Origin of the sequence: Dysgonomonas sp. Marseille-P4677, from assembly GCF_016652235.1 — a bacterium.
Lineage (GTDB): Bacteria > Bacteroidota > Bacteroidia > Bacteroidales > Dysgonomonadaceae > Dysgonomonas.
In genome coordinates this window covers 52843-73118 of record NZ_JAEPKU010000002.1, presented here as the reverse complement: position 1 = coordinate 73118, position 20276 = coordinate 52843, and the positions used below count along the sequence as shown (strand labels likewise).

19 protein-coding genes are annotated in these 20276 nt (G+C 32.8%); 16 read left to right on the top strand and 3 right to left on the bottom strand.

What is annotated here, in order from left to right; all coding sequences use genetic code 11:
• Nucleotides 1-9: 9 nt before the first annotated feature.
• Nucleotides 10-726, bottom strand: a complete 717-nt coding sequence (locus JGH11_RS01145) for a DsbA family protein (RefSeq protein ID WP_236263819.1) — start codon at nt 724-726, stop codon at nt 10-12.
• A 337-nt stretch (nt 727-1063) separates the two neighbouring features.
• Nucleotides 1064-2521, bottom strand: a complete 1458-nt coding sequence (locus tag JGH11_RS01140) for an aminoacyl-histidine dipeptidase (RefSeq protein ID WP_201109719.1) — start codon at nt 2519-2521, stop codon at nt 1064-1066.
• 233 nt (nt 2522-2754) lie between these two features.
• Here JGH11_RS01140 and JGH11_RS01135 point away from each other — a divergent pair, with 233 nt between their 5' ends.
• The 3 genes from JGH11_RS01135 to upp all read left to right on the top strand — a co-directional run bounded on the left by JGH11_RS01135 (nt 2755) and on the right by upp (nt 4949).
• Complete coding sequence (locus JGH11_RS01135; protein ID WP_201109718.1) at nt 2755-3372, top strand: OmpH family outer membrane protein; 618 nt, start codon at nt 2755-2757, stop codon at nt 3370-3372.
• Nucleotides 3373-3489: 117 nt separating this feature from the next.
• Entirely contained in the window at nt 3490-4233 is a 744-nt protein-coding gene (locus JGH11_RS01130; RefSeq protein WP_201109717.1) for a shikimate dehydrogenase, read from the top strand.
• A gap of 59 nt (nt 4234-4292) precedes the next feature.
• Nucleotides 4293-4949, top strand: a complete 657-nt coding sequence (gene upp / locus JGH11_RS01125; protein WP_201109716.1) for a uracil phosphoribosyltransferase — start codon at nt 4293-4295, stop codon at nt 4947-4949.
• A 63-nt stretch (nt 4950-5012) separates the two neighbouring features.
• On the opposite strand, the gene JGH11_RS01120 is transcribed toward upp, so the two are convergent.
• Entirely contained in the window at nt 5013-5942 is a 930-nt protein-coding gene (locus JGH11_RS01120) for an SPOR domain-containing protein (RefSeq protein ID WP_201109715.1), read from the bottom strand.
• A 164-nt stretch (nt 5943-6106) separates the two neighbouring features.
• On the opposite strand from JGH11_RS01120, the gene JGH11_RS01115 reads away from it, so the two are divergent.
• The 13 genes from JGH11_RS01115 to JGH11_RS01055 all read left to right on the top strand — a co-directional run bounded on the left by JGH11_RS01115 (nt 6107) and on the right by JGH11_RS01055 (nt 20276).
• Nucleotides 6107-6706, top strand: a complete 600-nt coding sequence (locus tag JGH11_RS01115; protein WP_201109714.1) for an SIS domain-containing protein — start codon at nt 6107-6109, stop codon at nt 6704-6706.
• Between the two features lie 234 nt (nt 6707-6940).
• Nucleotides 6941-9328 (top strand): SLBB domain-containing protein, encoded by a 2388-nt coding sequence (locus tag JGH11_RS01110; protein WP_201109713.1) that lies wholly within the window; start codon nt 6941-6943, stop codon nt 9326-9328.
• A gap of 4 nt (nt 9329-9332) precedes the next feature.
• On the top strand, nt 9333-10415 hold the full coding sequence (locus JGH11_RS01105; RefSeq protein ID WP_201109712.1) for a Wzz/FepE/Etk N-terminal domain-containing protein: 1083 nt from the start codon (nt 9333-9335) through the stop codon (nt 10413-10415).
• A 31-nt stretch (nt 10416-10446) separates the two neighbouring features.
• Nucleotides 10447-11748, top strand: coding sequence for a lipopolysaccharide biosynthesis protein RfbH (gene rfbH, locus JGH11_RS01100; RefSeq protein WP_201109711.1), 1302 nt, complete (start codon nt 10447-10449; stop codon nt 11746-11748).
• Nucleotides 11749-11759: 11 nt separating this feature from the next.
• Nucleotides 11760-12455 carry an FAD-dependent oxidoreductase gene (locus JGH11_RS01095; RefSeq protein WP_201109710.1) on the top strand — a complete coding sequence of 232 codons (696 nt, stop codon included), beginning with the start codon at nt 11760-11762 and terminating at the stop codon, nt 12453-12455.
• 15 nt (nt 12456-12470) lie between these two features.
• Nucleotides 12471-13250 (top strand): glucose-1-phosphate cytidylyltransferase, encoded by a 780-nt coding sequence (rfbF, locus tag JGH11_RS01090; protein ID WP_201109709.1) that lies wholly within the window; start codon nt 12471-12473, stop codon nt 13248-13250.
• Nucleotides 13241-14317, top strand: a complete 1077-nt coding sequence (gene rfbG / locus JGH11_RS01085) for a CDP-glucose 4,6-dehydratase (protein ID WP_201109708.1) — start codon at nt 13241-13243, stop codon at nt 14315-14317. Before rfbF ends, rfbG begins: the two co-directional genes overlap by 10 nt.
• Nucleotides 14314-15213, top strand: a complete 900-nt coding sequence (locus tag JGH11_RS01080; protein WP_201109707.1) for an NAD(P)-dependent oxidoreductase — start codon at nt 14314-14316, stop codon at nt 15211-15213. The genes rfbG and JGH11_RS01080 overlap by 4 nt, the downstream gene beginning before the upstream one ends.
• Entirely contained in the window at nt 15213-16181 is a 969-nt protein-coding gene (locus tag JGH11_RS01075; protein ID WP_201109706.1) for a glycosyltransferase, read from the top strand. The genes JGH11_RS01080 and JGH11_RS01075 overlap by 1 nt, the downstream gene beginning before the upstream one ends.
• A 13-nt stretch (nt 16182-16194) precedes the next feature.
• Nucleotides 16195-17646 (top strand): lipopolysaccharide biosynthesis protein, encoded by a 1452-nt coding sequence (locus JGH11_RS01070; protein ID WP_201109705.1) that lies wholly within the window; start codon nt 16195-16197, stop codon nt 17644-17646.
• Nucleotides 17646-18803 carry a glycosyltransferase gene (locus JGH11_RS01065; protein WP_201109704.1) on the top strand — a complete coding sequence of 386 codons (1158 nt, stop codon included), beginning with the start codon at nt 17646-17648 and terminating at the stop codon, nt 18801-18803. The genes JGH11_RS01070 and JGH11_RS01065 overlap by 1 nt, the downstream gene beginning before the upstream one ends.
• A 44-nt stretch (nt 18804-18847) precedes the next feature.
• Entirely contained in the window at nt 18848-19477 is a 630-nt protein-coding gene (locus JGH11_RS01060) for a CatB-related O-acetyltransferase (RefSeq protein WP_201109703.1), read from the top strand.
• Nucleotides 19464-20276: a glycosyltransferase family 2 protein gene (locus JGH11_RS01055; protein ID WP_201109702.1), complete on the top strand. Its 813-nt coding sequence runs from the start codon at nt 19464-19466 to the stop codon at nt 20274-20276. Before JGH11_RS01060 ends, JGH11_RS01055 begins: the two co-directional genes overlap by 14 nt.

Genomic DNA, 20276 nt, shown 5'->3' with positions numbered 1-20276 from the left:
AATTGTCTTTTAGCTACAAACTCCATCTATAGAGCACGATTGTCCACTTATGATGTCTCCCCTTTCTTGAGATATTCCTTTTTGCTCCCATTCGGCATAAGCTTCGGTCAATACCTTAAGATAATCTCCTTCGGGTATCGAACCTTGTACTATTTGTTTGTTATTAAACAAATAAAAAGGGATGTATTGTAGATTGAGTTCATTTTCACTGAACTCAACATCTTTTACTATTTCATTTTTGTAGAGGTCACTATCCAGTATTTTTAGAATTGAATTTTCTTTTAAGCCTATTGCGGTACCTAATTTTATAAGTGTTTCCCTGTCACTGATGTCCTCGCCTTTGACAAAATATGCGTCGAATAAGATTTCTTCGGCTTCGGTAGCCAGATTAAATTCCTTTGCAAGTTTAACTAGTCGTAGAGCGTCGGATGTGTTGGCTACAATAAGGTTGTCAAAGTTGTAATCCAGTCCCACTTCTTTTGCCAGCTTTGTTACATTTTCCATATTTTCGTGAGCTTCATTATAACTCATCTTGTATTTTATAGAAAAATACTCATATATTTTCGATTCCAAGGCTTCTTTCGGCAGGCTTGGGTCTAATTCGTAGCTATGCCAGACGAGTTCTACTTTATCTTTATGTGCAAATTGGTCTAATGCCGCTTCCATCTTTCTTTTTCCTATGTAGCAGTATGGGCAGGCTATATCAGACCAGATTTCAATTTTCATTTTATCCATTGTTATGTAGTTGTATATATATTTTTAACTAAAAGGTGACAAAGTTGTACACCTTTTCGATCGATTTCTATTTTTAGTTTAGCTGCATTCTGAAACTAAGAAGTTCAAGTTGGTTTATCCTTGTAAGTCTGTATGTTGATGCAAAAATTATACAAATAGAGTTTTATATTACTCAATTATAAAGTAAAGATAATTTTTTTTGGTAGAACAAAAGACAAAACTAAAAAGGATTATGTATTTAAAGAAAAATAATCTGTAATATAAATGCCGACAAGGTTGGTCTTCCCTGTCGGCATTTTTCAATTGACTATATGATTATAAACAAATTTTATTTAGCCGGGATGTTTTTTAATATTTCCAATAGGAATATCCACCATTTTTCTACCGACGATATTTGTACCTTCTCGGCAGGGGAGTGCGCTTCTCTAATGGTAGGGCCACATGAAATCATATCCAGATGGGGATATTTTTCTAAAAATAGTCCACATTCAAGTCCGGCATGGATAGCCATTATTTCGGCTTCTTTTCCAAATAGTTTTTTGTAAGCCTCTTTAGCTACGTTTAGTGTTTTCGAATCAGGGTTGGGTTTCCATCCCGGATAGCCGGCCGAATGCTCTACTTTAGCTTTAGCTAATGTAAATACCGAGTTTATTATATTTCCTGCATCGTCTTTTAATGAATTAGTCGAACTTCTTTGGCTTGTGGTGATAACGATTGTATTGTTATCTTTCATCTTTACCGAAGCCAGGTTTGTCGAAGTTTCTACTAGTCCGGAGATTTCCATACTCATGCCAAGTACTCCATGAGGACAGGCATAAAGCGCATTAAGCAGATTGTAGGTAGTATCTTTGTCTATAACGAATTCCGGTTTGTCTGTCGATAGTACAGTCATTTTTAGATTTGGATCGATGTTTTTTAGCTCGGCTTCAATTTCCGGAGCCAGTATATTTAAATCAACTATAATCTCTTCTTTCTTATTGTAAGGTACGCCTGCAATAGCATATGCCTCACGAGCAATGGCATTGTGCAGATTTCCTCCGTCTATTTTGGCAAGTACCAAATCGTATTTTCTGCTAAGATCCCATAAATAACGATTTAGAATTTTATTCGCGTTGCCCAATCCTTTATGTATCTCAGAACCGGAGTGTCCACCGTTTAGTCCTTTGACCTCTGTCCTGAACCAGAAATAGTTTGATGGAATATCTTCCGGTTTATATGTGAAGGTTGCAGTTGTTATTTTACCTCCTGCACACCCTATATATATTTCACCTTCTTCTTCTGTATCCAGATTGATGAGGATATCCCCATTAAGAAAATCTTTACCAAGAGCATATGCCCCGGTTAGGCCGGTTTCTTCATCCACAGTGAATAGGCATTCGAGTTTCCCGTGTTCAATATCATTAGATGAAAGGATTGCTAGCGCAGCAGCTACTCCAATACCATTATCGGCGCCTAGCGTTGTACCATTAGCTCTCAACCAGTCATTTTCTATTATTGTTTCCAGAGGATCATTGTCAAAGTCATGAACAGTGTCACTATTCTTCTCACATACCATGTCTACATGTCCTTGAAGAATTACGGTTGGCAAGTTTTCTTTGCCTTTCGTTGCACCTTTTGTGATAAGGACATTGCCTATTTCGTCCTTTTTTGCTTCCAGATTATGTTTTTTTGCAAAATCGAGGAGGTAGGCAATTATTTTTTCTTCTTTTTTAGACGGATGAGGAATTTGAGTTATTTCATAGAAATAATTCCATACGCTTCCAGGCTTTAAATCTTTATTAGTCATGTTTATATTTTTAAATTGAGATATTGGATTTTATAATAACACATAAAAATATAGATATAAACATATAAAAAGTAATTTTTTTACATCTTTTAAAGGTTTCTATATAGCTTTGTTTTAACATAATGATATATCTTTGCCAAGTCGTTCGAAAAATGGTATTATATTGATTTTATATGTAAATTTGCACCTGCAAGTTTTTTATTGAGGAAGATTAACTAAATGCATTTATATAAATGAAGAATATCTCTTATGTTATTAACGGTGTACTTGCTGTAGCAATAATCGTTTTATTTATTTTGTTCTTTACATCTAATAAGAAAAATTCGGAAGAAAGTGTTACATCTCCTTCGTTTTCAAAAGGGGATTCTACAGGTGTTTTGCCTATAGCATATGTAAATATGGATTCTCTACTAATGAACTATACTTATGCAAAGGATGCAAATGAAGTATTGATGAAGAAGTATAATAGTATGAATACAACTCTTACTCAAAAACAAAGACAATTTGAGAGTGAGGTTGCAGATTTTCAAAGAAAAGCTCAGAATAATGCTTTCTTGAGTCAGGAGCGCATGGAGCAAGAGTCCGTTCGCCTTCGAAAAATGGAAGCTGATTTACACACAACAGCTGAAAAAATGAGAGAAGATTATGTTATAGAGCAAAATAAAACAAACGCTCAGGTTACAGACTCTGTACGTACATGTTTGAAGATATATAATAAGGTTGCTAATTATCAAATAATCTTTAATAATCTTGGTTTAGATAACGTCTTATTGGCAAAAGATTCATACGATATCACAAAAGATGTATTGGCATTATTAAACGCCCGTTATAAACCAGAAGCCGCTAAGTAATAGGTATAAGGATATAAAAATAGGATAACGCTTATCGCAGTTATCCTATTTTTTTGTATTTTCGAAACTATAAGGTTTTATATCTTAGTTATTCGAGTCTAATAAATATAATTTAAAATGGATTTGTACGGAATAATAGGGAATCCCCTTACTCATTCTTTTTCGCCACGTTTCTTCACTGATAAATTTTTAAAAGAAGAAATTGATGCGCAGTATGTAAAATTTGAGATTAGTGATATTTCTCGATTTGCAGACGTTATAAAGGATAATCCTATCTTGAACGGATTAAACGTTACGATACCATATAAAGAAGCAATTATCTCCTTCCTTGATGATCTTGATTCACAAGCAAAGGAGATCGGAGCAATAAACGTCATTAAGTTTATCAGGGAAAATGGGAAGCTTAGATTGATCGGATATAATTCGGATATTATTGGTTTTCAAAACTCAATAGCCCCATTGCTAAACCGGGATATTCATAAAAAGGCCTTGGTCCTTGGCACCGGTGGCGCGTCGAAAGCTGTAGCGAAAGCTTTAGAAAACTTGGGCGTTGCCTTTACTTTTGTTTCACGTACAGCTAAGCCTGGACAATTAGTTTATAAAAACTTGTGTGAAGATATAATTCGAGAGAATTCTGTAATTATAAATACATCACCCTTAGGTACATTTCCCAACATAGATGAATGTGCTGATATTCCTTATCAGTTCCTCACTCCCAATCATTTGTTGTATGATCTGGTTTACAATCCTGCTGAAACTAAATTCCTAAGATTAGGAAAGGAGCAGGGAGCTACGGTCAAAAATGGAGAGGAGATGCTTGTGCTACAGGCTTTGGCAGCATGGGAGATATGGAATAAATAATTTAAAAGCTAGATCGGAAATTTGAAAGAAAACTACTAAATTTGCCCGAAAATAACAACATGAGAACAATTAATCTTTCCGAACAAAACACTATTTTGAATCGTTTTGTTAGTGAGTTACGCGATGTGGAAATTCAAAAAGACAGTATGCGTTTTAGGCGTAATGTCGAACGAATAGGAGAAGTGATGGCTTATGAGATCAGTCGCGTCTTGAACTATTCATCATTAGAAACAGTTACTCCATTAGGTAGATCCGTAACAAATGTACCGACAGACCCTATCGTTATAGGAACTATTTTGCGTGCAGGCCTTGTATATCATCATGGCTTTTTAAATTACTTTGATAAGGCTGAGAATGCATTTGTGTCGGCATATCGTAAGTACAGAGAAAGTCATCAGAGTTTTCATGTTCATATCGAATATATAGCTTCTCCTAAAATAGAGGATAAGGTGCTTATTCTTACAGATCCGATGTTAGCAACCGGAGGAAGTATGGATTTGTCATATCAAGCTTTATTGACAAAGGGGGAACCGAAACATGTGCATATTGCAACTATCATTGCCAGTCGCCAGGCAATAGAATATTGTGAGAAGAATTTTCCTCAGGATAAGACTACTATCTGGGCAGCGGCTATTGATCCTGACTTAAACGAATATGCTTATATTCTGCCGGGATTAGGTGATGCGGGAGATTTAGCTTATGGAGAAAAGGAGTAGGCATTAATTCTTGAAATAATAAAAAAAGTCCGGAAAACCGGACTTTTTTTATTATATATAGATTTAATAATTGCGTTTAGAATATAGCCAGGCAGTTTCGAAAGCTGGATTTTCTTTCCTGAATGTTTCCAAGAATGCTTCAGCTTGCGTTTTGTCATCAAATGATGATATGTATATTCTATATCTGTCAGATGTTGTTAGCATTTGAGCTTTAGGGAAACTATTTTTTTGTATTTTCTCTAATAGTATATCAGCTCGGTTCTTAGTTTCTTCTCCTCCTATTATGATATAATATGTACGGGTTGGTATCGTAGTATTCTTCTCAGGGACTGTCTCATTGGCCGAGGTAAAAGCAGATGAAAACACATTATCCTTATTATCGTTTATAGCGGTTAGCGAGGTTGTGATGCTTGATATAAAATCTGCTTTTTGAGTTGTATTCCCTAAATTTACATCTTTAATGTTTCCGCTAGGCGCAATAAATAGTAATATGGCGGCGACAGCAGCCGCTATACTGCTCGTAGTATATTTAAGGGATACATTTCTTTTTTCTCTTGTTGCAATATTTTCAATTACAGAAAGTCTTTTCATTTCTGTAGGATATAGACCAAATTGGGATGGAAAATAAATTAATTTATTGGTAATAAAAGAAATATTGCCTTCGTCGTTTATTTTTAATTCACCAAGTTTGCTACATTGCACACTTTTTCCAGATTTTATATCTGATCTCAAAACAGAAACAAAATCTTTTATTTTTTTTGAAGCAGCGTTGTAAGATATATTCTCGTCTTTACTAATGTAGGATGTTAAGATTCCGTCATCGTGTTTTAACTCAGGATTGAAAACAATACTTTGTTTAGGAGGGTTGATCACACCATTAGAACATAATATGGCAGGATCAATGTTTATAATGAATCCTCCAAAATCTGGTATAATTACACAATTGTGTTCCGAAAGAGAAAATTCTAAGTAGTCGAATATTATTGTTTTCATACTGCAAAGATAAACATATGTTGTGAACTTTTGTTTATTAATGGGGCATAATTGATGATGATTTCATAAGTGGGTGAAATACAATTATCAATATTGTATCGGATTACCGTTTTATATATAAAAGTATTACTTTTGTTGTAAAAGTAATTAAAAGATCAAATATAATGAATATTGATAGAATTATAACAGACCAAATTCAAAATTCTATATTAGTAAAACAGAAAATTCTTTCGGATGCAAAGTTGTTGAAAGATATAAAAGATGCGGCAATTTTGGTGACTGGGGCATATGAAAAAGGATGTAAAACGTTGTTAGCGGGGAATGGAGGTAGCGCAGCTGATGCTCAGCATATTGCAGGTGAATTTGTAAGCAAGTTTTATTTTGATCGTCCGGGTATTCCATCTATATCACTTTCTACAGACACATCCATTATAACAGCAATAGGAAATGATTATGGCTTTGAGCGCCTTTTTGAACGTCAAGTACAAGCTCAAGGTTGTGCAGGAGATGTTTTTATCGGAATAACAACTTCCGGTAATTCCGAAAATATAGTTAGGGCATTGGCTGCTTGTAAGGATAAAGGTATAAAGTCTATTATTCTCACAGGGAACGGTGGCGGCAAGGTGGCTGATTTGTGTGATATTTGCATAAAGGTCCCTTCAGATGAAACACCTAGAGTGCAGGAGTCTCATATTCTCATAGGGCATATAATATGTTGTCTAGTTGAAGAGCGTATTTTTGGACATCAAAAGAAACAAGTTTGATATTGTTCTTTTTGGCGGATATGTCTTTTGTTGATTGAACCTTTATGAAATAAATGCTTGTTTTCAGTTAAAAAAAAGCTACATTTGTAGCTTTAAAATAAAAGATGCTCAGGAAAGGCTTTACAGTTTGATGGATTGGTTATGTGAATGTAGCAAATAGGCAAAGTGTGCTTGACATTGATTTCTTTACAATATAATATAAGCTTCTATATTTCTTTTAGATATTTTCATTATATGAAAAAACTTATTTCTTATTTTTTATTTTTTATACTTTCCGTAAATTTGCTATATGGGCAAATGGCAGATAATCAGGTTTTAGATTATGTAAAGACCGAAATGAGTAAGGGGTCGTCTCAGCAAAAGATTGCAGAAGACTTGTTGAGAAGAGGGGTAACTCCCGTTCAACTGGAAAGAATAAAAAATCAGGTTAACCAACAAAATCAGGTGTCTTCTTCTATCAGTACTAGTTTACCTATATCTGCGGTACGTTCAGAACTGACAGAGGAGATCGTCTCGCAAGCATCTTCTGAGAGTGAAGAGTTAACAACAAAGACCCTCATCTTTGGTAAAAATATATTTAATCGAAAAAATCTTTCTTTTGCTCCAAATCTTAATATTCCTACACCTGAGGATTATAAGTTAGGTCCCGGAGATGAAGTTGTGATCGATATTTGGGGGGCATCTCAAGCATCGGTTCGACAGGTTATTTCTCCAGAAGGGAGCATAACTGTTGATAGATTGGGACCTGTATTCTTGAATGGAATGACTATAAAAGAGGCTAATAATTATGTGCAACAAAAGTTTGGGAGTTTGTATTCTGGTATAGGGGACTATGAGGGAACTTCCCAAATAAAATTGACATTAGGCCAAATCAGAACTATTCAAATTAACATTATGGGGGAAGTAGTTGTTCCCGGGACGTATTCTATATCTTCTTTGTCTTCAGTATTTCATGCTCTGTATAATGCAGGAGGAATAAATGATATTGGATCGCTGAGATCAATCCAGTTATATAGAAAAGGAAAACTCATAAAAACAATAGATATTTACGAGTATTTATTGAACGGTAAATCTGATGGTGATATGCGTTTATCTGATGGTGATATAATACTGGTACCACCTTATATATCATTGGTACAAATCGAAGGAAAAGTCAAACGACCAATGTTTTATGAGATGACTTCTTCCGAGACTTTAGCAGATTTGATAAAATATTCCGGAGGGTTTACAGGAGATGCCTTTGTCGATGAGCTTAGTTTGGTTAGAAAGACAGGTGGCTATGATAAAGTTTTCACATTAGCTGCTGCTAATTATTCTAATTTTATATTAAGTGATGGCGATTTGATAACAATTCGTCCAGGTTTAAACTTATTTGAAAATAGAGCTGAAATACAAGGGGCAATATATAGACCAGGTTATTATGAAATAGGTAAAGATATCAAAACAGTTAAAGATTTGGTTGTAAAAGCAGGTGGCTTAAGGGATAATGCTTTTTTATCCAGAGCTATATTGACTAGGGAAAAAGATGATTTGACGATTGAAAATATTTCAATTAATCTGAATTCACTTCTTAATGGTAGTAGTTCAGATATAGTCTTACGCAAAAATGATGTTTTATTTATTGCGAAAAATGATGTTGTCTCAGACTTAGGTAATTTTGCTATATATGGAAATGTTGTTAATCCGGGTTCATATGAATATGCGGATAACATGACTATCGAAGACTTAATAGTTAAGGCTGGAGGTCTACTTGGCTCTGCTTCTACAGCTAAAGTTGATGTCGCGCGAAGGATTGTAGATCCAATGAGTACGGAAAGTCATTCTGTTATAGCAGAGTCTTTTACTTTTAGTATAAAAGATGGATTGATTGCAGATGGGAATTCTAATTTTACACTAAAACCATACGATCAGGTTTATATTCGTCGAAGTCCTGGTTATATTGAACAACGTGATATTGTCCTAGAAGGAGAGGTTTTGTTTCCTGGTAGATATGCTTTGAAGGAGAAAACAGAAAGAATCTCAGATGTGATAAAACGTGCAGGAAATTTGACGCCACATGCGTATTCTCAAGGAGCAAAATTAATCAGAGCTAAAACGCAGTATGAGATTGAAAGTCAAAGAAAGTCGTTAAGGATGATATCTGAGAGTGGGATAAAGGATTCGATCCCTTCAGATTTATTAAATATTGAGAGATACTATTCTATAGGTATTGAGTTAGATAAAGCTGTGAAAAATCCCAAGTCTGAATATGATCTGGTTTTAAAAGATGGTGATAGGATATTGATACCAGAATATGATAATACTGTAAAAATAAATGGGGCTGTTATGTATCCTAATTCAGTTCTGTATAAAAAAGGAGAAAAGGTTTCATACTACATAGATCAAGCTGGAGGGTATAATGACGTGGCTCAGAAAAAGAGGGCTTATATTGTTTATATGAATGGTACTGTAGCAAAAGCGAAAGGCTCAAGCAGGGAGGCGATTCAACCTGGTTGTGAGATAATTGTTCCGTCAAAAGAACAAAAACAAAAAATGACTTTGGCTGAGACTATAAGTATTGGTACCAGTATAACTTCTATGGCATCCGTGGTTGCTTTATTGATTAATGCTTTGACTAAATAAGAGTATGGAGGACAAACGGAACAATATAGTAGAAGAGAAAGAAATAGATTTATTAGTATTAGCTAATAAATTATGGGTAAAGAAGAAGTTTATATTAAAGGTCTTAGCTATTGGACTAGTTATAGGTCTTATTGTTGCATTTAGTATTCCGAAGGAATACACGACTACTGTGATTTTAACGCCGGAATCTCAATCTGCAACATCAGGTAATATGGGGTCTTTAGCTGCATTGGCAGGGGTAAATCTGGGGAGTGCTATTGGAGAAGATGCTCTAGCTTCTCCGGAACTGTATCCAAGTGTTATTAGTTCCACTCCTTTTTTAAGGGGGCTACTGGATATAAAGGTAATTGATTCAAAAAAAAATATTGATACGACTTTGTATAGCTATATGAGGGATTATCAATCTGCAGCATGGTGGGGCTATATCCTAAAGGCACCCGGATTATTAAAGGGATTATTTACTTCAGATGATAAAAAAGTAAATGATGAGAATAACCCTGATAGTCGTTTTATTCCTGAAGAGGAACAAAATATTTTAAATGGATTAGCTAATAGATTAACTATATCGTCAGAAAAGAAAACAGGGATAACTACTATTTCTGTAACAATGCAGAGTCCAAAAATATCTGCATATATTGCAGATACTGTAACCTCATATCTTCAGTCATATATAATAGATTATCGTACTCAAAAAGCGCGAAAAGATTTGGCCTATGCAGAAAAATTATATGAGGAGTCTAAGGACGACTACTATGAAAAACAGTCAAATTTAGCTGCATATGTTGATGGGAATATGAATGTCGTATCTGCCAAATATAGAACGATTCAAGAAAGGCTGCAAAATGAAGCTAATTTAGCGTATACAGTCTATAATCAGATGGCTCAACAATTACAGATGGCTAAAGTGAAAGTACAGGATACTACGCCTGTATTTACTGTAATACAGCCGGCTGTGGAGCCTTTATTACCTTCAAAACCTTCAAAGAAGATGATTATTGTCGGTTTTATATTTCTTTCAATAATAGTCTCTTCATTTTGGATTTTAAAGAAGGATTTATGGGCAATAGTGAGTAATAGTAATGAATAATATTGATTTCAATAAGACTAAATAATATAAAATGAGTAGAGATACTATCTTAGATTCTGTAAAAGAATATTATAAAGAAGCATTTGCACAACAGTCATTTGAACCAGGTAAAACTTCAATACCTTTTGCTGGGAGAATTTTTTCTGAAGAAGAATTAGTTAATTTAGTTGATGCTTCTTTGGATTTTTGGTTAACAACAGGACGATATGCTGAAGAATTTGAGACTCAATTTGCCGAATTTATGCAGCAAAGAAATTGTCTTTTGGTTAACTCGGGATCTTCTGCTAATTTAGTTGCTTTTTCAACTTTAACTTCAGAGTTATTGAAGACAAAAAGAATTCTTCCTGGAGATGAGGTTATTACAGTTGCTGCTGGGTTTCCTACTACGGTCAATCCAATAGTTCAATATGGGGCTATCCCTATATTTGTGGATGTGGATATTGAAACCTTCAATATTAAATCCTCGGATTTAGAAAATGCGGTAACAGAAAAAACAAAAGCTATAATGCTTGCTCATACATTAGGTAATCCTTTCGATATTGATACAGTAAAGTCAATTGCAGATAAATATGGTTTATTCCTTGTTGAAGATTGTTGCGATGCTGTAGGTTCCACCTACAAAGGAAAAATGGTCGGTACTTATGGTGATTTGGCGACAACAAGTTTTTATCCAGCACATCATATTACTATGGGTGAGGGAGGTTCTGTTTTAACAAGTAATCCACTATTAAGGCGTATTGCGATGTCAATGCGTGATTGGGGACGAGATTGTTATTGTGATCCGGGGTGTGATAATACATGTGGTCGTCGATTTAAGGGACAGTATGGGGATTTACCAAAAGGTTATGATCACAAATACGTATATAGTCATATTGGATACAATCTGAAAGTGACAGATATGCAGGCCGCTATTGGAGTAGCTCAACTAAAGAAGCTACCAGATTTTATCCAGAAAAGGAAGAGTAATTTTATTAAATTGTATAATGGGTTGAAGCAATATGAAGAATATTTAATATTGCCAAAGGCTACTCCGAATTCAGATCCGTCTTGGTTTGGGTTTCCTTTTAATATTAGAGTAAATAACAGATTTAATAGGAATAATTTAGCAGAGTTCTTAGAGGATCATAAAATCTTAACTCGTCAATTATTTGCAGGCAATATGACTAAACAACCGGCTTATAATAATGTTAATTATCGGATATCAGGATCGTTGGATAACACAGATTATATTATGCATAATACTATATTTATAGGGGTTTATCCGGGTATTGATAGTGTTAGAATGGATTATGTCTTATCTGTTTTTGATAAATTCTTTAATAACTTACATTAATCCCATAAAATATGGCTATTATATCGAAAGCAACAGTACTTCAAATCACTGAGTACGGTAAAGATATAAAGGAGTATATCTTAAAGTTGGATAAGAACAACTATTTTGAGCCAGGTTCATTTCTACTTCTTTCATTAGAAAAAAAAGAAGATTATACAAAATGGCCAGAGTCTCGCAATTTCAGTATAGCTTCCGTTTATAATGAAGCTGCTCATATTAGACTTATTATAAGAAGGATTGGAGTATACACGGAACGCATTTTCAATGAACTTACATTAGGTGCAGTTTGTGTAGTAAAATATGCTTTTGGTGATTTTCTTTTGCCGTTTTATGACGTTAAAAGCCCTATTTGTTGTATTGGAGGAGGAACAGGAATTGCACCTATTTTGAGTTTTGTCGAAGAGCTAAAAAATAAAGGTCAGGAAGCTCGCTTACACGTTTATTATTCTTTTAAGGATAGAAAGGAGAGTATGGGCGTTGATATATTGAGAGAGATTGTTCCTCCAAATCAACTATATTTGTATTCTACAAGAGAATATCTCCCAGATATAATCAATAGAAGGATAGGAGAAGAAGATATTCTTAAAAGTTCTTTAAACTTTAATACTACTCATTTTTATATTTGTGGTTCAGAGACTTTTACAGACTATTTTAGAAGTATATTATTGAGGGAAGGGGCCGAAAATATATATACTGATGAGTGGTAAAAATAATTTTAAGATATGAAAGCTGTCATTTTAGCAGGAGGATTGGGTACTCGTTTGAGTGAAGCAACCAATCTGATTCCTAAACCAATGGTTGAAATAGGAGGTAAGCCGATATTGTGGCATATAATGAAAACATATAGTTACTATGGTATTGACGAATTTATTATATGTTGTGGATATAAGCAATATGTGATTAAAGAATATTTTGCTAATTACTTTCGTCATAATTGTGATATGACTGTTGATATGTCTAATAATAGTATTAAAATATTGAATAATTATTCGGAAAACTGGAAGGTTACGATGGTTGATACAGGTTTGAATACTATGACAGGAGGACGTATCAAAAGAATACAGCAATATGTTGAAAACGAACGCTTTTTGTTGACTTACGGTGATGGAGTTGCTGATGTTGATATTTTAGATACATTGAAATTTCATGACGAATCGAATGGAGTTTTGACTCTTACTGCATATAAGCCTTCCGGCAAGTTTGGTGCATTAGAATTAGATCAAAATACTAATAAGGTCAAATCTTTTCTTGAAAAACCGGATGGTGATCGTAATTGGATTAATGCGGGTTATTTTGTTTGTGAGCCAACTGTTTTTGATTATATAACAGAAGGTGATAACACTATATTTGAGCGTAAGCCTCTAGAGAATATTGCAAAAGAAGGGAAAATGCAAGCATATTTACATAAAGGCTTCTGGAAACCTATGGATACACTTAGGGATAACGTAGAATTGAACGAAATGTGGGATAGTGGGGATGCTCCTTGGAAAGTATGGAAATAGATATCTTTGATGGCTTTTATAACGGTAAAAAAGTTCTAGTTACTGGACATACCGGATTTAAAGGGTCTTGGCTTTCAATTTGGCTTGAAGCTATGGGTGCTAAAGTAATAGGTTATTCTTTAGATCCTTATACTGAGAAAGATAATTTTGTATTGTCAAAAATATCAAATAAGATTGTTGATATACGAGGAGATATACGAGATAAGGATACGTTAGTTGAAGTTTTCTCTAAATATAAACCGGAAATAGTATTTCATCTTGCGGCGCAACCATTAGTACGTCTTTCTTATGATATCCCGAAGGAAACATACGAGGTGAATCTAATGGGTACGATAAATATACTTGAAGCAGTCCGTGTAACAGATAGCGTAAAAGTAGGAGTAATGATTACTACCGATAAATGTTATGAAAACAAAGAACAGATATGGGGTTATAGAGAAAATGAGCCCATGGGAGGGTATGATCCTTATTCGTCGAGCAAAGGTGCTGCTGAAATAGCAATATCTTCGTGGCGAAATTCTTTTTTTAGCCCTAAAGACTATAATCTGCATGGCAAATCAATAGCAAGTGCTCGTGCAGGCAATGTTATTGGAGGAGGTGATTGGGCTTTGGATCGAATAATTCCGGATTGTATCAGAGCGTTGGAGGCTAATAAAACTATCAATATTAGAAATAGAAAAGCGATTCGCCCTTGGCAGCATGTATTAGAGCCTCTAAGTGGATATCTGCAACTTGCGAAAAAAATGTGGGATGCTCCACAAGAATATTGCGAAGGTTGGAACTTAGGGCCTAGAATGGAATCAATAGCTACAGTTTGGGACATTGCTTCAATGGTTGTTGAAAAATATGGATCAGGAGAATTAAAAGATGTTTCGGATTCTAATGCTGTTCATGAGGCCAACTTGTTGATGTTAGATATATCTAAGGCTAAATTTAGATTAGGATGGGAGCCAAGGATGAATCTGAGCCAGTGTCTTGAATTGACTGTAGATTGGTATAAAAGATATTCGAGTGAGAATATATATGATCTCTGTATAGAACAGATAAAGAAATATGTAGATAAATGAAAAAGAAGGCTGTTATTACAGGAGCAACAGGTTATATAGGATCTAATCTTCTAAGGTTCTTATTGTCAGATGGTTGGGATGTGGGTATAATCTCCCAACCTCAGTTTGGATATCAGAATATCGAAGATGTTGTGTCTAGAGTGGAAGTGTTCGAATATGATAACAATATAATGCAATTAATTGATTTCTTAAAAAAAATTGATGCAGAAGTTGTCTTTCATTTAGCAGCAGCAGTAATTAATAATTATAAGCCAGAACAAATTCCAATTTTAATTCAAAGTAATATTCAATTTGGAACTGAAGTGCTTGAAGCAATGAGTCATTGTTCTACAAGAATATTTATTAACACAGGGTCATATTGGCAAAATTATAATTCAGAAGGATATAATCCAGTTGATTTATATGCAGCAACAAAGGAAGCTTACGAGAAGATTATTCAATACTATGTTGATGCTAAGGGGTTTAGAGTGGTGACGCTTCGCTTGTTTGATGTTTATGGAGAAGATGATAAACGCCCTAAACTATTAAATCTTTTATATCAGATATCACAAGGGAACTCATCAATAGATATTTCTCCAGGTGAACAATATTTGGATATGACACATATTTCAGATGTTTGCTCTGCTTATTTAAAAGCATTTGAGTTATTACAATTAGACAATAGTTTGGAGAATGAAATCTATGGAGTATATACAGGACGAAGAGTGCAGCTGAAGGAGATGATTTCTCTTTTTGAAAAAATACTAAATCAAAAATTGAATGTTAATATTGGCGCTAAACCCTATAAAAAGAGAGAGATTATGATGCCATATACAGGATATAAACAGATGCCAAATTGGACTCCGAAAGTAGACTTGATAGAGGGATTGGAAAGAATAATAAAATATAAAAGTTGATGTTACTGACAATATTGATACCAACATATAATAGATGCAATGATTTATTATACAATATTTCTTTATTAGAGGGGTTTATATTAAGCAATAGTCTAGAAGAAAGAGTAGATATCATAATATCTAGTAATAATTCTGAGGATGAGACTAAACAAAAAGTAACAAGCTTTATTAAGAATACTAACATTAAGATTACTCTATATAATCAAGAAGCAAATATTGGTTTAGAAAAGAATGTAATATTCACATTGAGTAAAGCTATTTCTGAGTATGTAATGTTTCTAGGAGATGATGATTATATAGATGAAGAATACTTGAAAAGAGTTATTTGTATTATTAGTTCAGAAAAAGATGTTCATTGCATAATTCCTAGTTTTATTGGGATTAAACTAGATAAAACAGTTATTCCGACTATTCAGAGAGATATAAATGCTATAACAAAAAAATACAGAAAAGGATTTAGAAGTTGCTTAAGCTTGTCTAATAGGGGGCATCAGTTATCTGGACTCGTATTTAAAAGAGCAGGATTGTATGAGAATTATATGCAACGAAATGTTCAGAATATCTACCCTTTTATCTTTTTTGTATCTATTTCTATATTAAATGGGAATACTTACCATCTTACAGAATATCCCGTGAAAGTAACTCAACCTGGTCAGGAGAAAAAGGATTGGGGGTATGGAGAAGATGGTTTAGTTAATGAAATATTTGATAATTATAAAAAAATAGATTTAAAAATATTACAACGCTATCTATTAGAAATGAATTTGCTATTTACTCAAGATTCTAGATATCTTATGTATCTTGAAAAGAGTAAGATGGATTGTTTTAATGCTTTTTTTAAAATAATAACTAGCAAAAATTCTCTTTTATTAACAAAATTGTCATTTCCTTTTTTATTTTCATATAAATTAGTTGTTAAATATAGCAAGTCTTTGTTACGACCTGCTTATAAGAAGATATTTAGATAGATTATAATTAATAATGCTTGAAAATCCTATAAAAAAGCAATTGATTGGGGGTGTGTTTTATACTGCAATATCAAAATATGCAGGGATAATTGTTTCCTTAGTTATTTCTGCAATATTAGCGAGATTGATTTCACCTGAAGATTTTGGTGTAGTTGCGATCGCAACGGTCTTGATTACTTTTTTTAGTATATTTAGTGATTTAGGTATTGGTCCTGCTATTGTCCAAAATCAGAATCTAAAAAGAGAAGATTATTCTAATATCTTTTCTTTTACAGTTTATATTGGCTTAACCATATCTCTTTTGTTTTTTTGTTGCTCTTGGCTTTTGGGTGCCTATTATAAGGAAGAAATATTAATTTACATATGTCAGATTTTGTCAATAAATATTTTTTTTGCATCTATAAATATTGTACCAAATGCTCTTTTGTTGAAAGAAAAGAAGTTTAAATTTATTGCATATCGAACTTTGATATTTCAATTGGTTGGTGGGCTTATTTCTGTTTTTGCAGCATTCATGGGTGCTGGTATTTATGCTTTACTAATTAATCCTATATTAACTAGTATTGGTATTTTCTTTGTGAATTTTTATGTTAAGCCTCAATCTTTAGTATTGAAAATAAATTGTTCTTCATTAAAGCTAATTTCAACGTTTTCTGTTTATCAGTTTTTGTTTAACTTTATTAATTACTTCTCTCGAAATTTGGATAAGTTGGTAATTGGTAGATATATAGGTATGTCTCCACTCGGTTATTATGATAAATCTTATAGGCTGATGATGTTACCTTTACAGAATATTACCCATGTGATTACACCTGTAATGCATCCAGTATTTGCTGGATTTCAGAATGATTTGAAACAACTTTCAAGCCATTATTTAAAAATAGTTCGTTTTTTATCGTTTATCAGTTTTCCCTTATCCATTTTGTTGTTTTTCACATCTAAAGAGCTCATTCTGCTTGTATTTGGAGATCAGTGGATAGGTTCGATACCTGTATTTAAAATTCTTTCTTTGTCTGTAGGAATTCAAATAATATTGTCAACATCAGGTTCAATCTTTCAGGCTGCTAATACAACAAAGGCCTTATTTGTGTCTGGATTATTTTCAGCTATAGTTAATGTTCTGGGACTTATAATTGCAATTCTTGCTTTTCGATCAATAAATGCTGTGGCTTGGGCCTTAGTTATAACATTTACTTTCAACTTTTTTCAATGTTATTGGATGATGTATTGCCAAGTATTTAAAGAAAGATTTGTAATTTTCTTTAAGCATTTAGTCTCGCCTCTTATTGTCACAATAATCATGGCTATAGTTCTTTATATAGTCAGTGATTTAACAGAAGATTTGTATTTAATACTTTCTTTGATAATAAAGAGTGTTATATTTGTTGTTATTCTTGCTTCTTACATACAGCTTCGAAAGGAATATGATTTACTTGGGTTAGTAAAAAATAAAATGAAAAAATAATGGACATAGCTATAATTGTCGTTACATATAATAGACCAAAATCTTTGAGAAGATTACTTGATTCTATTGAGAGAGCTCATTATCCAGACAGAAATTTATCTTTAGTTATTAGTGTCGATTATCAGGATTCTGAAGAACATTCAACAGTGATAGATATAGCTAATAATTTTGAATGGTCCAACGGGGAAAAAATAGTTATAGTACATAAAGAGAATTTAGGTTTACGGAATCATGTTATCAGTTGTGGAAATCTATCAAAAAATTATGATGCTATTATAATGTTGGAAGATGATTTATATGTCTCCCCATATTTTTATCATTATGCTCAAGAAGCATTAGATTTTTACGGTGATAAAGATTATATTGCAGGTATATCATTATATAAACACAAACAAAATACAAATTGTAATAGACCATTTATCCCATTAAAAAATAAGTATGATGTATTTTTTCTACAATATGCGCAATCATGGGGGCAGTGTTGGTCTAGAAGAATGTGGAGCCAGTTTTATGAATGGTATATTAAGAATGAAAAGTGGGAGAACATTGATGATGAAATCCCAGATGCAGTATTAAATTGGCCAAATTCTTCATGGCTGAGGTATTTTATAAAATACGTAATAAAGACTGATCGATATTTTGTTTATCCTTATTTATCCTTATCTACAAATTTTTCGGATGTAGGAACACATAATAAGGAAGAACAACATTCTTATCAAGTAGATTTGAATATTTTTTACATAAATTATGTATTTCCAACTATAGAAGATGCGATTCTTTATGATGCCTTCTATGAGCGAAAAGATAAATTTTTGTCTATGGATTCTTCATTGATAGATATTTCTGTTGATTTGTATGGAACAAAGAAACGTTTAGAGAATAAACGTTACTTACTAACAATGAATAAATATCCTTATGAAATAGTTTCCGCCTATAAATTAAATTTAAAACCTCATGAATTGAATATAACGCTCGAAAATTATGGAAATGATATATATATATACGATACTTCAAAGAATGTAATATTGAAGAAAAAAAGATGGGATAAATATGAGATTGAATATAAAAAGGCATTCTATGATTATAACAATTTGAACATACGAAAAATGATAAAATTATTGTTATTTAGAGTATTATTTTCATCCGTTTTAAAATGATAAAGTTTCTATTAAAAAATCCGTTAACATTATGGTTTAGATGGATGCTTAACGCTAGTTGGTTAATGTTTAATAATAGGGGTAATCATCTGTATATAGGGTATTTATCTAATGTAAGAAAGTGTTCTTTTGGCCAATATAACACTTTGTATGAATATACTAATATAGTGAATACTCATTTTGGTAATTTTGTATATATAGCAGGTAATTCGTTTATTAGAAATACAAATATAGGAAGTTTCTGCTCTATTGGACCAGGATGTAAAATAGGTCTTGGCATGCATCCGATAAATTATATATCCACATTTCCTGCATTTTTTTCCATAGCCAAGCAATGTCAAATCTCTTTTTGTGATAAGGAATTATTTAAAGAACACGAAGAAATTAATATAGGGAATGATGTGTGGATAGGTGCAAATGTTATTATTTTGGATGGCGTCACTATTGGAGATGGTGCTATTATTGCAGCAGGGGCAGTTGTTACAAAGGATGTAGGACCTTATACCATTGTTGGGGGTGTTCCTGCAAAATTCATGAAAAAACGATTTGATGATGATGATATAAACAAATTATTAGAAATCCAATGGTGGAATCAAGATGTAAAATATCTAAAAAGGAATTATAGTTTATTTAATAATCCTAGGCTATTTTTTGAAAAATATGAGCAGTTGTAAGGTTTCTATAATCACGATAGTATATAATATGGCTGATAAGATTGAGGCGACAATCCTATCAATCATTAATCAAACTTACTCAAATATTGAGTATATCATTATTGATGGGGGGAGCATTGATGGGACAGTAGATATCATAAAAAAATATGAGAGTAAAATTACATATTGGGTTAGTGAACCTGATAATGGTATCTATGACGCCATGAATAAAGGTATTGAGAAGGCTACTGGGGATTGGATTAATTTTATGAACAGCGGAGATTATTTAATAGATGAGAATGTAATTGAGATGTTTACTAATTTGCATGATTCAAATGCAGATATAGTCTATGGAGATACTATTAATAATATAGCAAAAATGGATATTTCATATCTTCAGAAGCCATATCCTGTAGAATGTATAGAATCTAACATGATCTTTTGCCATCAGTCAGCTTTTGTAAAAACTATATTAATGAAAGCTATACTTTTTGATACAAAATATAAAGTCAAGAGTGATTATAATTTCTTTTTACATTGTTATCGGGACAATAAAATATTTCAATATATTTCTATTCCAATTGCTGTATTTGATTACGATACAGGTGTATCTAGTAATTTTAAAATTAATAGACGTGAAAAAGCCCAAATACAAGGAATTGAACATAAAATTTCATGGAAAATGAAATATACACTTGAATATATAATATGGAAGTTTAGATATTATGTGAAAACTAATTTACCTCACAATATATTAAAAAAATATTTTAGAAGAAGGGTAAATAAGTATAATAAAATTCTTACCAAAGAAGATTGTTGA

What these genes read in the sequence shown, in the direction of transcription:
- JGH11_RS01080 (WP_201109707.1), top strand. Translation starts at nt 14,314, where the DNA reads ATGAAAAAGAAGGCTGTTATTACAGGAGCAACAGGTTATATAGGATCT.
- rfbG (WP_201109708.1), top strand. Translation starts at nt 13,241, where the DNA reads ATGGAAATAGATATCTTTGATGGCTTTTATAACGGTAAAAAAGTTCTA.
- JGH11_RS01120 (WP_201109715.1), bottom strand. Translation starts at nt 5,942, where the DNA reads ATGAAAACAATAATATTCGACTACTTAGAATTTTCTCTTTCGGAACAC.
- JGH11_RS01110 (WP_201109713.1), top strand. Translation starts at nt 6,941, where the DNA reads ATGAAAAAACTTATTTCTTATTTTTTATTTTTTATACTTTCCGTAAAT.
- JGH11_RS01065 (WP_201109704.1), top strand. Translation starts at nt 17,646, where the DNA reads ATGGACATAGCTATAATTGTCGTTACATATAATAGACCAAAATCTTTG.
- JGH11_RS01075 (WP_201109706.1), top strand. Translation starts at nt 15,213, where the DNA reads ATGTTACTGACAATATTGATACCAACATATAATAGATGCAATGATTTA.
- JGH11_RS01060 (WP_201109703.1), top strand. Translation starts at nt 18,848, where the DNA reads ATGCTTAACGCTAGTTGGTTAATGTTTAATAATAGGGGTAATCATCTG.
- JGH11_RS01055 (WP_201109702.1), top strand. Translation starts at nt 19,464, where the DNA reads ATGAGCAGTTGTAAGGTTTCTATAATCACGATAGTATATAATATGGCT.
- upp (WP_201109716.1), top strand. Translation starts at nt 4,293, where the DNA reads ATGAGAACAATTAATCTTTCCGAACAAAACACTATTTTGAATCGTTTT.
- JGH11_RS01095 (WP_201109710.1), top strand. Translation starts at nt 11,760, where the DNA reads ATGGCTATTATATCGAAAGCAACAGTACTTCAAATCACTGAGTACGGT.
- JGH11_RS01140 (WP_201109719.1), bottom strand. Translation starts at nt 2,521, where the DNA reads ATGACTAATAAAGATTTAAAGCCTGGAAGCGTATGGAATTATTTCTAT.
- rfbF (WP_201109709.1), top strand. Translation starts at nt 12,471, where the DNA reads ATGAAAGCTGTCATTTTAGCAGGAGGATTGGGTACTCGTTTGAGTGAA.
- JGH11_RS01135 (WP_201109718.1), top strand. Translation starts at nt 2,755, where the DNA reads ATGAAGAATATCTCTTATGTTATTAACGGTGTACTTGCTGTAGCAATA.
- JGH11_RS01070 (WP_201109705.1), top strand. Translation starts at nt 16,195, where the DNA reads ATGCTTGAAAATCCTATAAAAAAGCAATTGATTGGGGGTGTGTTTTAT.
- JGH11_RS01145 (WP_236263819.1), bottom strand. Translation starts at nt 726, where the DNA reads ATGAAAATTGAAATCTGGTCTGATATAGCCTGCCCATACTGCTACATA.
- JGH11_RS01105 (WP_201109712.1), top strand. Translation starts at nt 9,333, where the DNA reads ATGGAGGACAAACGGAACAATATAGTAGAAGAGAAAGAAATAGATTTA.
- JGH11_RS01130 (WP_201109717.1), top strand. Translation starts at nt 3,490, where the DNA reads ATGGATTTGTACGGAATAATAGGGAATCCCCTTACTCATTCTTTTTCG.
- JGH11_RS01115 (WP_201109714.1), top strand. Translation starts at nt 6,107, where the DNA reads ATGAATATTGATAGAATTATAACAGACCAAATTCAAAATTCTATATTA.
- rfbH (WP_201109711.1), top strand. Translation starts at nt 10,447, where the DNA reads ATGAGTAGAGATACTATCTTAGATTCTGTAAAAGAATATTATAAAGAA.